The following is a 13,797-nucleotide window of genomic DNA, read 5'->3' on the forward strand; positions in this document are numbered from 1 at the left end:
CCCCCCCCGCCCCAAGGGGAGCGCTCAGTCGCCACTGAGGCTACCCCGGCTTTTCCATTATGGCTACGGGGGTCAAGGGCTTCGCAAGTGGTGGAAATAATGTTGCTTCGCATTTTTTATCTGGGGACACCCCAGACCCCGATCCACCACCCTTGACCCCCTCCGCTTGAAAAAAATAGCCGGGGTGTTTCCTGGTTGGTTCTTTTCGTTGGGAGTTTGTCTCGTGTTTGTTGTTCGTTCTTCTTTTGTTGGTTGTCCCGCTCCTTTGGCGGCTGAGGTGGTTTCTGTTGCTCAGTCGTTTGGTGTTGGTGTTGCGGCGGTTCGTCCGTCTGGCCGTTCGTTCTCTGGCTGGGTTTGTGTTTGTTCGTTCGGTTCTGAGGCGGCGGCGTTGCGGTTTGCTGCTGCTGTTGGTGTTCGGTTCTTCGGGGAGTCGGATACTTACTTTGCGGTTCGTGCGGTTGGTCGGCGGTGGCGGGTTTCGGTTCCGTGCTTGTCTCCTGCTGTGGTTGTGCGGGTGTGGCGCGGTCGTCCTCGTCTGGGCCGCTTTCGTTTAGTTGTTGCTGGCTAGTTCGTTGGGCCTGCGGGCCCTTTTTTTGGGACAACAGCAAAACAAGCGATCGCCTAAGTTTCTGCTTTTCCTGTACGAAAACTTTCTAGCTTACTTGGATGTTCCCATTTGCTGGGTTCGTTCACTCGATAAATATTAGTACGTCCTTTATTGTTTTTTATTTTACTAAGTATATTGGCCTTACACAGTGTTTCTAACACTTCCATAACCTTTCTTTGATTTATGCCACAAAATTCCGCTATGCTTTCCTGACTTGCATAGCAACCCCTGACCCCTGATGCTCTACGTGCAACATGGGCTAGTATTCGGAACTCATAGACATTCAAACCATAGTCATCTAGATAAGGACGAACAAAAACTGGAGTTTTCAGTTCCTTAGCATCTGTTGGGAGTTTCCATTCTTCAGGACATTTCGGTTTTTTTCGAGGACGGATCTGTTCTTGCATATTTATATATTTGTCTAACTTATGAAATTACCAATAATATTTGAATAAACTTATATAGATACCCCCCGCGCCCTTCCTTCAATTACCTCTACTTGATCTGACCCTTTTTTAACTTCACTTTCTTATTTTGCATTTCTTAAAACTGCTTTTTTATTTTCTTAGTGTGAGTATTCTTTAACTGTATTAAGGCAACATAGCAGATGTGTATTTAAACAACATAGCAGCACTGCTATTTAAAGTTATACCTGCTGTGTATTAAATCAACATAGCAGATGTGTATTTAAACAACATAGCAGCACTGCTATTTAAAGTTATACCTGCTATGTATTTTAATGACAGTGCATGATGGCTAGACAGCTTGCAGTATAAGAATTACAGTTAAATAACCAACCAGTTTTAAAACTCCTGGTTGTTTCAAAAAAAACCCCCGACTCCAACAACAGGAAGACCGGGACTTTACTTTTTATAAACCTATGACGATTCTATCAAGACATAAAAACAAAGAACAGCTGCCACAACCCAAGAACCAAAGACAACCACCTCTGAGCTTTTGGTATGTCACTATTCCCCTAATCCTTCTTATGGGCAACGCTTGGATAATCAAAACCTCCGCTTGTGGGGCATACCAAAGGATTAAAGCCCCTGGCTTTAACTATGAAGCTCATAGTGGTAGATGTGAAGTCAAAGATGAACTGATGAAGTGATAAATATCAGTGGACGCATATTTAACTTAGTATGCATTCACTGAAAATAAACAGGTTGCGTAACTAGGAGCAAAGATTAAATGTACATAGCATCTTCTTCGAGTTGCCCTAGTTTCCCCCAGAACTGACTCAAGCGGACTTCAGCAAACCGTCAGTTGACACTTATCCTCAACAAAGTTGTTAACAAGTATTGGTTGACATTATCTGAAGCAGACTTAAGCCAATTCTGAGCAACAAGCTTGCGCGGTCGAACATCCTACGATCGCCTATTAGTAGTACTTTTGTATTTGTCAAGTGGGCGTAAATAGAAGGTTCGTGTCACCAGGTGCAGCCTTGCAAAGTTTTGTAAAAATGACCGATTTTTAAGGGTTAATTGATAAGAAATACAAATGATAACATTGCCTAGTTTGTCTTATTTTAGGCAATGTTTTTTAGTTTCGAGACGGAGCGATAACACTTTGACACCCACACTTCGAGGTACTCCAAGCTCTGTTTTAGGCAAAGTTATTTTACTGTCTCTGCACTAGAAAAAGTATTTGTGCAACTTATCTTTTTGCGAGCGCGCTTAAATCTCGTATCAATCTCTGTAACTGTTGCTATATAAGGTTTATAGCCATAGGCTGCACTTGGTGGCACGAACCTTCGATCTACGCCAAGTGACAGAGTTTCTTACTTATTGCTTACTGCTGATTTATAAACTTTTGTAAATATTTCTCGTTATGTAACTTTTGTAGTACGACTAAAAGACCAGGTTTTGCGTCTGAATGTAGCACGTTTTTACACCGCCGGAGAGCTTAACAATTGCATGAGTGCGATCGCGGGGGGCAGCCAAAAATGCAACTTTCCCTGAGCCAGCCCGACGAGCTAGACACAGCAAAGAAAAAAAACTGCTGCGGCAACGCGGCGGTTACGTGTGCTGGCCTAGCTCGTCGCCTAGTTGCATTTTTGGCTGCTCAAGAGTAATCAGTGATTAGTCATTCGTCATTAGTCATTAGTCAGCAGTTGCTAGCTGTTGTGTGGCTGCTGTGGTCTGTTGTGGTGCAAGTGAACCGCAGGCATCAGAAAATAAGGTTGCCAGCGAGCGGAAAGTCAGTTAGCCACAACATCACGACTTACGGCTGTTTCACCTGCGATCAAAGGGGAATGGCTGACACTTGAGGCGATCGCTTGCTGGCGGGTGGGAGTTAGCAACCGAGTGTCTTAAAATCCTGTTTCTCGGTTGTAACCTCAGCTGTTGGCCTACTGGTACGGGCAGTAATTCAATAGCTGGTGGCTTTCGTTTCCTACTGCTCCCTGTCGTTTCCTCCACAGCTCCCGTACAGCTGCTTCGTCATTGCCTCCGGGCATCCTCGTTTCCGTTTCTTCCACTCTTTTATTATAGCTAAAAATAGCTATAATAACTAGAGCTATTTTTAGCTATAATGTAAAGTTTTGTTAAAGCTTTCTATGCTTTCCATAGCTTGTCACTCGCTAAAACAAATTTAGTTGCTTGCATTCTGGCTCCAACCAGCTGGGAAGGGCGATCGCATCCAAAGGAAATATCCTGATTTGCACGCCCCGGTATTTGGCGTAAGCAATCGTCAGCCAAGTGCCTGAGCCGCCGCCCTTGGGGCTTTTGCAAGGTTTGCATTGATCTGGGCAGGGTTTATTAGGAAAGGCATACAGCCAAGGATTTTCAAGGTCTGCGATCGCATCAATCATCCGCTTGCTACGTGCTGCAAAATGCCATTTTTGCTTGCCTTCGATCTCGTATAGGGTTAGCTGTTTGTTGTAATGGGGTGCAGCCTGCCGCACAAAGTTATCTAGCCCTGGTGCGTCTCCTACATGCCAATCTGCGGTGTGGTTGCTAATAAAGTAAGCAAAATCCTCATGTATATCATGTTCCTGGGCTTTGGTTAGCTGCCTGGGGCCTGTAAAAGCTATCTGCATTTTCTTATCCTAATCTTTATATAATTATAGCCTTAAATAGCTTGTTTTATAGTTAAAAATAGCTATAATAGAGATATGAAAAAACCGAGGCAGCAACCCCGGCAACTGATTAAATAACTAAAAGGATTTTAACAATGAAAACAGCAAATGTTTCACCAGTATCTATTTACATTCCTCATCTTCAAGCTTGGGCTTCTGTTACTGGGGCTTGTATAGAAGATGGTAGTTTGCGGTTAATTTGTAAAACTGATGATAACGGTGAATTGCTTTTAAGTCCAGATACAGTGCAAATGCTCTTTAACTGTTTTCACGTTCCCTTCTAAATAATTAGTTCCCCGGTTTATCCGGGACTAAAAAAACAGTTTTAAAGAGGATAATAACCATGACAAACAATTTTTCAGCAAAAGCACATACTCGGACTAACTACAGTTATTCTAATTTTCACAAGTCTTTATTGCACGAAAACAGCCGCGAAAATTACGCACTGCGACACATTTACAGTCTAGAAAATACCAAAGCTTTACTGCAAAAGTGGGGATGGTCGCCAGAACAAATTAAAGTGGGAATTGACCACGCAACTATCGACGTTTATAAGCATTTTGTTTATCTCCACATTCCCAACAAGATTGAGAAGCGTGGCCAACTAATCAAAATTCGTGGAATTTCTCGCTTCATATCAAAAGCTGATTATGTAGAAGTTTTAATTAATCGCTCTTGGGAAAAAGCCGACCCTTATAAATTGCAACCGGGGGACAACTGGGACGAATTAATTGCAATGGGCAACACTGGGGATTTTTACGAAGTAAAACTATATCAATATGAAATCACCTGTACTTGTCATGCCTATAGTGGATTACAAAAAGCTTTTGACCAGGATGTAGTTGCAACAAAGCATCTGATGTTACACCCCACCACTCAGGGACAACTACCCGACAAACATATATTTGCAGCGTGGAAATACCTTGGTTGCGAGACTCTACGTCAATATGAATATCAATTCACAGAACGCAGAGAAAGATTTTTAGAAGAAACAAAACAATCCTTCTATGAAAAAGAGTTTTTAGAAGAAATCCCCGAAGATTGGTAAATAAAAACAACTGCGATCGCTTTCTCTTCAACCAGAGCGATCGCCCCAACAAAAGTAGATTATCGCTCCTTTCCCTTCATTCATTCTCTCAGAATTTAAAGGCATCCGACCAATGCAATTAATTTTCAATTCAGAAACAGAAGCATTAGCTATACAAGAGCAACTTTATGGTTTTGAGCAAATAGGTAAAATCTTAATTGCTGAAAAAATTGATTATCAGGCTTTAGAATTAGCCGTTAAATTAGCTCAGGTAAATTTTCCCACTATTAGTTTCCCAATTGTTAGTAGTTTAAAATGCCGTCTACCATTCCCCAGGCATGAGCGGGAATGTAGCGATGAAAACACCCCTAAAATTTATGTTGCTTGCTTATCGGCTTACAATAACGGGCATTTACACGGACTTTGGATTGATGCAACCCAAGACAGTAACGAAATTCAAGAAGATATTAAATGGATGCTTTCTTGGTCGCCTGTGGCAGACGATGAATCGTGTGAAGAATGGGCGATACATGATTATGAAAACTGGCAGGGTATCAAACTTGATGAATGCGAAGATATAAAGCGTGTTTCAGAACTAGCAAATTTATTAGAAGAACATGGTAAAGCCTTTGCTGTTTACTACCAATATTACAGCAGTGATGCTAGTTTAGAAGATTTCCAAGAGCGTTATTTGGGCAAGTATGAAGACAAAGAAGATTTTGTTTATCAAATGTGGGATGAGTGCGGCACTCTAAAAAAGTTGGAAGAAATCGGAATTAATGAATTTTACATTGATTGGAGTGCGATCGCTCGTGATTGGTTTATCGATTCGTACCATTCGGTAGAAGTTGGATATAAAGAAACCTACATTTTTAATCGGCACTAAAACAAATATGCAAGCAGCTTATTGTGCTTTATCAGTATCCCTCAATTATTTTCCCAAATATTCACAATTAGCAGTTGCAAAGGAGCATTTAGAAACAGCGATCGCATTATCTCAACAATATCTAGAAGTGAGAAATAGCATTTTTTGGATAAAAGCAAAAGCCAGCACCAAACGCAGAATTAAACAGCAACTTAACGAACTAGCTTTTGATGCCTATTCACACATGATTGAACTGGGTAAATTACTTGATGATTACGCAGATATCCAAGATTCACTTAATGTAAATGTTCCAAGAGATTGGAGGATTTTTACACATCATCTTCATTACGCTTTTGACTTGATAAAGCGCGAACATCGCAAAGAAGTCAACTATAAACAATTAACCTTGAATTTAACCATGAATACAAAATATTAACTTACTAGTTAATGGCTGCCAACCCACAGCCATAAGAGAGGGTAGCCCGAAAAATTAGCATCCGACCAAAGATTTTGAATTATTCGGGCAACTTCATATTAACACGGAGCAAAAAACGACCACCACGCGATCGCTCCTTATTTCCTCTAAGAATTTCAAAAACTATGAGCAATTTAGTACCCCGTAATCAACCAGCAGCCCTTGAGAAAGTAAAGGAAAATAACGGCAGTGTATCTGTGCTGACAGCTGTAGAGCGAAAGCTTTATTACTTGGAAATGTGCCGTGCTTACCAGTTTGACCCGTTAAGTTTTCCATTCGATTACATTGAAAGTGATGGAAAACTTAAGCTTTATATCAATTCTGTAGGAGCTTCGCAGCTACGCGATCGCTTTGGAATCTCCATCTACGTTAAGTCTCGTGAATTCTTAGAGGATATGTGGATTGTGACAGTGGAGGCCAAAAGGGGCGATCGCACTGAGGAAGCAACTGGCGCGGCTTCAATCGTGGATAAGTACGGCAAAACCACACCTGACCGTAAGGCCAACGCGCTTAAAAAAGCTGAGACTCAGGCACGAAGACGGGCAACCCTGGCTATTTGCGGCTTTGGATGGGATGACGAGGAAAGCGGAACCATAATTAGGGCTTCAGTTTACGACCCACCGGAAGATGTGGTGATAACGCCCTTGCCACCATCAAATGAGGAAGTGTGGCGAAATTGGAAGACACCGGAGGATGCGATCGCTTGGGCTGTAACTCAATTACCAGACATCACGCCAGAACAACTACGTCAAGAATTTAACAACTTATCCCCTAGTAATGGCAAAAAAGCTCCTGCTTGGGTTCAACGTGTAATAGAACTTAAAGAACCCTTTTAAATCACACGAGCAGCTGTTGTGAGCAGCTGCTCATCTAAAATAGAAAAGCTTATTTTTAAACTATATGTTAACTATTCTCGTGTCCGAGCCACCAACAGAGCAAAAAAACGCACTTGAAAAATTGATGGAACAAAAGGGCTGGTCATACTACCAGCTAGCTGTTGAATATGGCAAGCTGGAATATCCAGAACTTAGTCCAGCTGAACTTGCTAAAAAATACAGCACTAATATCAGAAGGGCTGTCCGCAATCCTGAACAAGCAAGGTTTGAAACTGTAAAAAAGCTAGTTGAACTCTTGGGGGGTGAGCTAATTATTAGGGTCAAGCGCATTGACGAAATGACTCTCTAGCCACCAAACAACAGCTTGATGAAACTCGAATCTCTACTAAAACTCAATCGTACTATTCGTTTTCAACAGCGACAGAAACTTTTACAGCTTGCGGGTACGATTTATGACTATTCACCTTTTTTCTTCCAAGTCAGTGGTGAAGAACCTACAGTGGTAGCCAAGGTGCTTCAACGCTTAACTGACTGCGGCAAAGTACCAGAGGCTTTACGTTTGGCACATTTAATTACATCTGCTGTAGTTCAAGGAGAAAGCACAAGCTCGGCGTAGAAGAAAAAAATTGATTGGGCGATCGCTCTCCTCAAAAATCCTCGCTTGAATCTATGCGATCGCTCTGGCTGCATCCAATTTGGAGTAGCGATCGCCCCGCCATCACTACACCATCACCACCAATTCTTGCAGCAGCGCATCATTACCGAATGGGGCAAAGTCACAGTTACTTGGTGGACACATGCGATTCAAGGACTGCATCGCAACGATTTCATTATGGCAGCTAAGACCGATGCGATCACTACTGAATTTGCTAACTAGAGCGGAGGTTTATCGCTCCCTCATTCCACCACCCCCAACAACATCAAAATTTCCCGCACTGATGCTTTTTGTTGCTCCATCTGCTGCACCTGGGCAAGTAACCGCTTGGGGATGTATTTTGTAGATTTAATGAGGCGATAAACCTCCGGTACGCGGAAGCGATCGCCCCTACTTTTCCTCTAAGAATCTTCCATTGACTGCACCCCGTCTTTCGAGCGAGGAAATCTTATCGGCGATCGCATTCAGTATCGCCGGGATTTGATCTGGTGAAGCGAGGTTAATTTGATATACTGTATCTGCGTTAAAATGACTACTTCCAATTGTTACGTTTAGCGACGGTTCGTCCAGCAGGTGCTTTACCAGCTTCGCCTTATCTTCTGCGTTCAGGCGATCAGTCTTTTCCATTATTTCTTTTAAATCGTCTGAGACAACCACACCCTTAAATCTCTCTTAACGTTCTCATTTATACTGCCATAGGTAAGTCTTGGTTGTCAGTCTTTACGGCTGAGGCTAAAGAAGCTGCCATAATTCGCAATATCTCTGCTTTTTCGTCATTACTAGCGCGGAGAATTAAAGATTTTAAATCTCGATTTACTGGGTTCAATTGTTGAAAAAAATAATCACGCGCATCTGGTGGTAGTGCGCTTATAAGCTTTTCTAGGCTGTCGCTTTTGATCTGGTTCCGTCCCACCCTGAAATTAGAAATAGTTTGCTCTGTCAGTCCAGTTTTCTCAGCTAACCACGCGCCTTTAATTCCATATGCGGTCATGGTATCGTTCAGAGCTTTACAAAATGTAACCATTGTCTTGATGTTTATTTATACAAACATGCTATTTTTATAAGCGAGGTTATACTTTCCTCTAATAAGATTAGATTTAGTATTCCTCAGCTTTCATATTAGCACGAAAACAAAATAGCCCCGGCAACTAGAGATTACCAGGGCGAATTTTCAAACCTGTGGAAATAATATGACAAATCAAAAGTTTTCTCAAACGTCTAAGGACGGATTTTTCGGCGGACATGATGTGCTAGCTGCAACCAGTAAGGGGGTGCAGCTGTGATAGAGCAACACTACCGAATGACACTCAACGATGCGATCGCTCTCTATAAATCTAATGACCTCACAGCCAAAGGTGCATTAAAGATTTGGGTTCGCATTCGCTTTAAAACTGGCTGGGAAGGATTTATTGATACAAAAGAGTTGCGTGAACTCTTTGATATGCGCCGTTCTACGTTCTGGGAAGCGTTGGGAAAATTGGAAGAAGAGGGAGAAATAGAGCTATCTGAACCTCACAAAATACACATCAAACGTTTAGGTGATTCGTCCGGAATTCCGGACGGTGTCCAAAATTCCGGACAGGTGTCCGGAAAACCGGATGAGTGTCCGGAAAACCGGACGGGTGTCCGAAATTCCGGACAGGTGTCCGGAAAACCGGACGATGAATCTTTAAAACCCTCACAACAAGCGGAAAGTAGCGAACCCCCAGATTTAATTCAAGATTTATATCAATCTTTTATCAACTCTCTCTCAGAAGGCGAGAGAGAGAGTTTTTTAGAATTTGGGAAGAAAAAAGCCGCCCAGCTTCCCAGACCGCCAGAACTACCGCTCAAGTGGATCGAGTCCAATTTTGAGGAGTTAGCCGCCCAGTGGCGAAAAACCCCCAGTGGTGCCGCAACTAACAGCAAATGGGAGAACGACCCCCGCCACCAAGAATGGATGGATAAAATCCGTTCCTTGGGCTTTGGAACGTTTATTTATGAGAGTGGGAAACGTGACAAAGAACGAGAGGAATTTTTTAGGTGGGCAAATGCCAATAATTTAATTTGGGGGGCTGAGTCATGAGATTGCCACAACTTCCCCCAGAACCAATGCGCCGCGAAGATGAGCCAGGATACGAAAAAGAAATTTGGCATCCCCAATGGCAGTGTTTCTGCTGCCAAGATACAGGCAAGGTACAGCCGCATTTAGTCCGCTTGGTCATCTCTGGTTACAACTATGACCGCGATCGCCTTCCTGTTTGTCAAGCTCCTGGTTGCAGCGCTGGTTCCAACTATCTGCACCTAGAGGATGAAATTGATATGCGGCTGGTGTCGGCGATTTGCCAAGAGTTAGACCGGATTGAAAGAGAAAATTGGCGACAGACAACCCTCAATAAGGTGGCACTCATTCAGGAACAGATTAACCAAACTGCCGTAGCAAAAAGCTTGAGACAACGCGATCGCACTAGTTACGACAACCGCGAGGTACAACAGCAAAAAGTTGAAATAGAGGCTATCAGCCCGCAATCGTGGTCAGCAATGAGGAAAGCTTACTTGGGAGGAGATGATGAGTAAATTTCAAGTAGGCGATAAAATCATTACCCCTGGTGGCAAAGTTGGTGAGATATCGAGTGTACACAGGAAAATTACGATTACTTGGGAAAACGGCCGAAGTTGCGAATATACCCTAAAACAGTTACAGGCTTGGAACTACAAAAAATTCTTAGAGGATAAGGAGGCGATCACGGATACATGCTCAGACAACTTGACCTCTGCTCAGGAGTTGGGGCAGGATTCTGTTTTGCAGGCTTGCAACTCGGATTTAAGCTTGTTGGAGTCGCAGAAATCGACGAATACTGCTGTGATATCCTCGCCAAGCGATACCCCGGTGTACACAACTACGACTGTGTTAAATCCCTTGCCTGCACCGACGGCTACGGACTACAACTCCGAGGAATTGACCTCATCACAGCTTCGCCACCCTGCCCCCCCTTTTCAGTTGAAGGAGAAAGGAAAGGGGCAGCCGACGAGCGAGACTGTTTCCCCGCAGTTTTGCGAATCATCCGAAACGCAAAGCCCAAGTTTGCAGCCATTGAAAATGTACCAGGCTTGCTCACCTGTCCCTACTCCCCAAGTGATGAGCGCAGTTACTTCCGGTTTATTTTACAGCAGCTTTCCGAGTGCGGGTATGATGCGGAATGGATTACTATCAGCAGTGGACACTGTGCCGCTCCCTTCATTAGAGAGCGAGTATTGCTGGTTGCCGTCTCCAGGAGCCTTGAGCTTTGCTGGAAAAGGGCGGCCACCTGGACAGACCAAGCAAGAAGCATGGCTCAAAAAGCAAGGGCTGTTGCAAAAAGGCGAAGTGTTGAACCCGGCTATCCTCTGCGAGTGGTACGCAATCCCGCTGAACTGGCTCGACCCCTCGGAGTGCCAAGCGGCAACGGAACTATTAGAAGAATGCGCCAAGCAGCAGGAAATTTACTCGATCCTAGAGTCGCCAGTATTGCACTCAGCCGTGTCCTCTACCTCAACTCCCTTATCTGATATCGAGCGTACACAGGAAATAAGCGAACCTCTCATACTTTGCCCTAAGTGCCAATTACAGCATATTTACTTAAGCGGTGGCTGTGGCATGTGTAGTCTAGAACCAGTAAATTTCTTAGAGGAAAACAAGGAAGCGCCCACGCGTTCGCGTAGCGGCTCCTATGGAGCATCGCCCTCCACTGGGTCTTGTACTTGTCCCAGTTGCAACCAATCACTACTGAATTTAAATGATGGTTGCGGCGTGTGTGGATGGACACTCGAAAATTTCTTAGAGGAAAACAAGGGCAGTAGTTCGCGATCCCCCTCTTCAAAACGCAGACAGCGTAAGGGTTGTTTGTATAAGTACCTTGAAAATAAGAAGTTAAAAGATGGTCGTATTGTTTCTTATCCGCGTGTAATAGGTGACAAACGTGACCCGGATAATCCGAAGCATTGGCGCTGGGGTTTTAACTGGGAGGAAAAGATAGATGGCGAATGGAAGGGGCGGAGTATTGGCAGTATTCCTGTTGGTGCGATTCCCTTAATTGAGGATATGCGTTCTCGTGGTGTCCCAATTGAGGAAATAATCAGTTTTATTCGCAAATCAAAGTCAAAAAATAAAGTTTGATGTTGTGAAAACTAACAATAGAGCAATTACTTTGGAAGGCGATGCTCTTTCATGAGCCGCGGAAGCGATCGCGCTTGTTTGCTTGCTCGAAAATCGCTATGAGTATTATTTATGCTGTACTTGAGGCGATCGCTTCCGAGAATCACCTCATCAAAATAGTTCTGTGGGAATTTTGAGTATCTGCCTTTTTCTGATCGCGCCACAATTTAGTACTATTGTACTGTAAATGGTGAAGTCGCCAAAGTCAAAACACTGATGTGATGCTTCCTTGTTTTTTGACAGGAGGCATCTTTCTATTTAGCCGATTACAACGGTGATGCTGGATCTGTAGGGGGCGATCGCTCTCCTGTACTCAGCAGTCCCAACTATTTCTAAAATTGAGTTAGTTTTTTTGTTGGCTTTTTTAGTTAGTAATTATTGAAAAAATTCTTGACATTTTATTATTGATAAGTTGAAGTCAATTAAATAATTATTCTTAATAAGAATATCATTATTTATATATAAAAAATAGGTATTTATTTATGATTAAATAATAAGTATGGGGAATTTTTTATTCCCCATAATAACCCTAGAAAAATAAAGGAGGTTAACTAATTGAGTGAAAAACGTAACGGTCATCGAGGGTTTTTTTATCCCGTCAAAATCTTTATTCGCACTTTACTAAGTCAATGGGAAAAGCGCGATCAAGTTAGTGACGAGATATACCTCGTAGACTCTGATGTCGTAAAAAACGACTTAGAGGGTGTGGTTGACCAACCACAAGACGAGTCCCAAGACGACCGTAACTAACTTACAATAGCCCCTAGTTGCTGCTAGGGGCTTTCTTACTTAAATATTGTAGTCAGGATAAGCTATGTCAGACTCAGACACAACGATTTTTTACCCAGTCTACTGTCGAATTGTCGAGCGTCGTGGCAATGGTTGGGCTTTTACGAAGGGTGAACCATTTATTAATTGGTTTAATGCACCCTGGCTAGAGCAAAAAGATTTATTTGCAGCCTTTGGCACTTCCATGAAGAAAGTTGCGATTGAGCTTTTTAGGATAAATGGGGGCAGGCAAGGTTTTTATATTGCTGATATCAAAGATAAAAAATATTACTACTGCGGCACTTGTTGGGAAGATGTGAAAACTAAACTTCAAGAACTGGGAATCACAAGACCAGACCCAATCGCAGATACTCAACTTTGATGCAAGCATCCATAACCACATTTAGTCCCGCATCCAGGGCTTTTTGTGCTGCTTGTTGGTTGGAAACACCCAGTTGCGCCCATACAGTTTTGGCGTTGATGGCTATTGCTTCATCAACAATTTCGCTCAAATACTCAGAACGGCGAAAGATATTAACAATATCCACCGATCCCGGAATTTCTTGCAGTGAAGAATAACTCGGCTGACAATCAATTTCCTTGACAGTAGGGTTCACAGGGTAAACGGTATAGCCTACACTCCGCAAAAATTGGGCGATTTGATAACTGGTGCGCTCAGGTTTATCAGAATGACCAACAACGGCTATGACTTTGGCATGAGTCAACACGTCACGCATGGCACTATCATTTCTTTTGAGGAGAGGCATATAGCGGTTCTCAGTTGGGTGTTACTGAAGATAGTAGGCCACAAATCGCTATTGGGTGCGATCGCTCCTCGGTTGTGGGGGTGGGCGATCACACTCCCTAGCAACTTTTTCTCTAAGAACTTAAGTTCAACATCACTTAAAAAATTCCCTTAATTAAAGCAATAAATTTTACTCCAAAAACACAAATCAAGGGTATTCACTGATGAATACTTCAATTTCGCATGGTTAATATGTAGCAAATAATATAGCATCCGCTACTTAAGCTAGTGGGTTAAGTTTCTTTCATTAAATGACTATCAAAAAACCCTTGGCTATCAATCAGCCAGAGGTGGGGCAGATCATTCGTGATCTGCGGCTTTTGGCTGGACTAACGCAAGAACAGCTTGCAGCTTCTCTAGGCGTTACTTATTCCACGATTAACCGTTGGGAGAATGGACGCTCAACGCCGTCGCCCTTGGCGATGGAGAAGATTGAGGGAATGTTGGAAAAGATGGGCGACGAGGGTCAGGATTTGTTGGAGCGTTACTTAAAGAAGTAGCAAGAA

21 protein-coding genes are annotated in these 13,797 nt (G+C 43.0%); 16 read left to right on the forward strand and 5 right to left on the reverse strand.

The genetic code is table 11. The features are described from left to right. Positions 1 to 621: 621 nt before the first annotated feature. Entirely contained in the window at positions 622 to 1,014 is a 393-nt protein-coding gene (locus B4U84_RS29580; RefSeq protein WP_131121596.1) for a helix-turn-helix domain-containing protein, read from the reverse strand. Positions 1,015 to 3,188: 2,174 nt separating this feature from the next. Continuing rightward, entirely contained in the window at positions 3,189 to 3,647 is a 459-nt protein-coding gene (locus B4U84_RS29585) for a hypothetical protein (RefSeq protein ID WP_131121597.1), read from the reverse strand. Between the two features lie 134 nt (positions 3,648 to 3,781). Here B4U84_RS29585 and B4U84_RS29590 point away from each other — a divergent pair, with 134 nt between their 5' ends. The 8 genes from B4U84_RS29590 (at position 3,782) to B4U84_RS29625 (ending at position 7,766) form a co-directional block, all read left to right on the forward strand. Beyond that, complete coding sequence (locus tag B4U84_RS29590) at positions 3,782 to 3,970, forward strand: hypothetical protein (RefSeq protein ID WP_026719007.1); 189 nt, start codon at positions 3,782 to 3,784, stop codon at positions 3,968 to 3,970. A gap of 59 nt (positions 3,971 to 4,029) precedes the next feature. Then, on the forward strand, positions 4,030 to 4,734 hold the full coding sequence (locus B4U84_RS29595) for a hypothetical protein (protein WP_131121598.1): 705 nt from the start codon (positions 4,030 to 4,032) through the stop codon (positions 4,732 to 4,734). Between the two features lie 112 nt (positions 4,735 to 4,846). Beyond that, positions 4,847 to 5,599: an antirestriction protein ArdA gene (locus tag B4U84_RS29600; protein WP_131121599.1), complete on the forward strand. Its 753-nt coding sequence runs from the start codon at positions 4,847 to 4,849 to the stop codon at positions 5,597 to 5,599. 7 nt (positions 5,600 to 5,606) lie between these two features. After that, complete coding sequence (locus tag B4U84_RS29605) at positions 5,607 to 6,014, forward strand: hypothetical protein (RefSeq protein ID WP_131121600.1); 408 nt, start codon at positions 5,607 to 5,609, stop codon at positions 6,012 to 6,014. Positions 6,015 to 6,178: 164 nt separating this feature from the next. After that, positions 6,179 to 6,889 (forward strand): hypothetical protein, encoded by a 711-nt coding sequence (locus tag B4U84_RS29610; protein ID WP_131121601.1) that lies wholly within the window; start codon positions 6,179 to 6,181, stop codon positions 6,887 to 6,889. Positions 6,890 to 6,968: 79 nt separating this feature from the next. Next, positions 6,969 to 7,238, forward strand: coding sequence for a hypothetical protein (locus tag B4U84_RS29615; RefSeq protein WP_131121602.1), 270 nt, complete (start codon positions 6,969 to 6,971; stop codon positions 7,236 to 7,238). Between the two features lie 18 nt (positions 7,239 to 7,256). Further along, positions 7,257 to 7,505 carry an endonuclease dU gene (locus B4U84_RS29620; protein ID WP_131121603.1) on the forward strand — a complete coding sequence of 83 codons (249 nt, stop codon included), beginning with the start codon at positions 7,257 to 7,259 and terminating at the stop codon, positions 7,503 to 7,505. 45 nt (positions 7,506 to 7,550) lie between these two features. Continuing rightward, entirely contained in the window at positions 7,551 to 7,766 is a 216-nt protein-coding gene (locus tag B4U84_RS29625; RefSeq protein ID WP_510650825.1) for a 4a-hydroxytetrahydrobiopterin dehydratase, read from the forward strand. Between the two features lie 168 nt (positions 7,767 to 7,934). Here the strand turns inward: B4U84_RS29625 and B4U84_RS29630 are convergent, their stop codons facing one another. Beyond that, positions 7,935 to 8,201, reverse strand: a complete 267-nt coding sequence (locus B4U84_RS29630) for a hypothetical protein (RefSeq protein ID WP_131121604.1) — start codon at positions 8,199 to 8,201, stop codon at positions 7,935 to 7,937. 28 nt (positions 8,202 to 8,229) lie between these two features. Continuing rightward, complete coding sequence (locus B4U84_RS29635) at positions 8,230 to 8,568, reverse strand: helix-turn-helix domain-containing protein (protein WP_165490406.1); 339 nt, start codon at positions 8,566 to 8,568, stop codon at positions 8,230 to 8,232. Positions 8,569 to 8,844: 276 nt separating this feature from the next. Between B4U84_RS29635 and B4U84_RS29640 the strand changes: the two genes are divergently transcribed. The 7 genes from B4U84_RS29640 (at position 8,845) to B4U84_RS29665 (ending at position 12,868) form a co-directional block, all read left to right on the forward strand. Next, positions 8,845 to 9,609 (forward strand): hypothetical protein, encoded by a 765-nt coding sequence (locus B4U84_RS29640; RefSeq protein WP_207391046.1) that lies wholly within the window; start codon positions 8,845 to 8,847, stop codon positions 9,607 to 9,609. Further along, complete coding sequence (locus B4U84_RS29645) at positions 9,606 to 10,100, forward strand: hypothetical protein (protein WP_131121607.1); 495 nt, start codon at positions 9,606 to 9,608, stop codon at positions 10,098 to 10,100. The genes B4U84_RS29640 and B4U84_RS29645 overlap by 4 nt, the downstream gene beginning before the upstream one ends. A 177-nt stretch (positions 10,101 to 10,277) precedes the next feature. Further along, positions 10,278 to 11,072 (forward strand): DNA cytosine methyltransferase, encoded by a 795-nt coding sequence (locus B4U84_RS32245; protein WP_131121611.1) that lies wholly within the window; start codon positions 10,278 to 10,280, stop codon positions 11,070 to 11,072. 334 nt (positions 11,073 to 11,406) lie between these two features. Then, positions 11,407 to 11,679 (forward strand): hypothetical protein, encoded by a 273-nt coding sequence (locus tag B4U84_RS32250; RefSeq protein WP_242677756.1) that lies wholly within the window; start codon positions 11,407 to 11,409, stop codon positions 11,677 to 11,679. A gap of 41 nt (positions 11,680 to 11,720) precedes the next feature. After that, positions 11,721 to 11,855 (forward strand): hypothetical protein, encoded by a 135-nt coding sequence (locus B4U84_RS32035; protein WP_278248369.1) that lies wholly within the window; start codon positions 11,721 to 11,723, stop codon positions 11,853 to 11,855. 418 nt (positions 11,856 to 12,273) lie between these two features. Further along, positions 12,274 to 12,468, forward strand: coding sequence for a hypothetical protein (locus tag B4U84_RS29660; RefSeq protein ID WP_131121608.1), 195 nt, complete (start codon positions 12,274 to 12,276; stop codon positions 12,466 to 12,468). A 64-nt stretch (positions 12,469 to 12,532) separates the two neighbouring features. Beyond that, on the forward strand, positions 12,533 to 12,868 hold the full coding sequence (locus B4U84_RS29665) for a hypothetical protein (protein WP_131121609.1): 336 nt from the start codon (positions 12,533 to 12,535) through the stop codon (positions 12,866 to 12,868). Here B4U84_RS29665 and B4U84_RS29670 read toward each other — a convergent pair. After that, positions 12,831 to 13,253 (reverse strand): CoA-binding protein, encoded by a 423-nt coding sequence (locus B4U84_RS29670; RefSeq protein WP_131121610.1) that lies wholly within the window; start codon positions 13,251 to 13,253, stop codon positions 12,831 to 12,833. The two genes, B4U84_RS29665 and B4U84_RS29670, sit on opposite strands and share 38 nt — an antisense overlap. Positions 13,254 to 13,542: 289 nt before the next feature. Between B4U84_RS29670 and B4U84_RS29675 the strand changes: the two genes are divergently transcribed. Further along, entirely contained in the window at positions 13,543 to 13,791 is a 249-nt protein-coding gene (locus B4U84_RS29675) for a helix-turn-helix domain-containing protein (RefSeq protein ID WP_131121514.1), read from the forward strand. The last annotated feature ends 6 nt before the right edge of the window (positions 13,792 to 13,797 follow it).

This window comes from Westiellopsis prolifica IICB1 (assembly GCF_004323185.1).
GTDB lineage: Bacteria > Cyanobacteriota > Cyanobacteriia > Cyanobacteriales > Nostocaceae > Pelatocladus > Pelatocladus prolificus_A.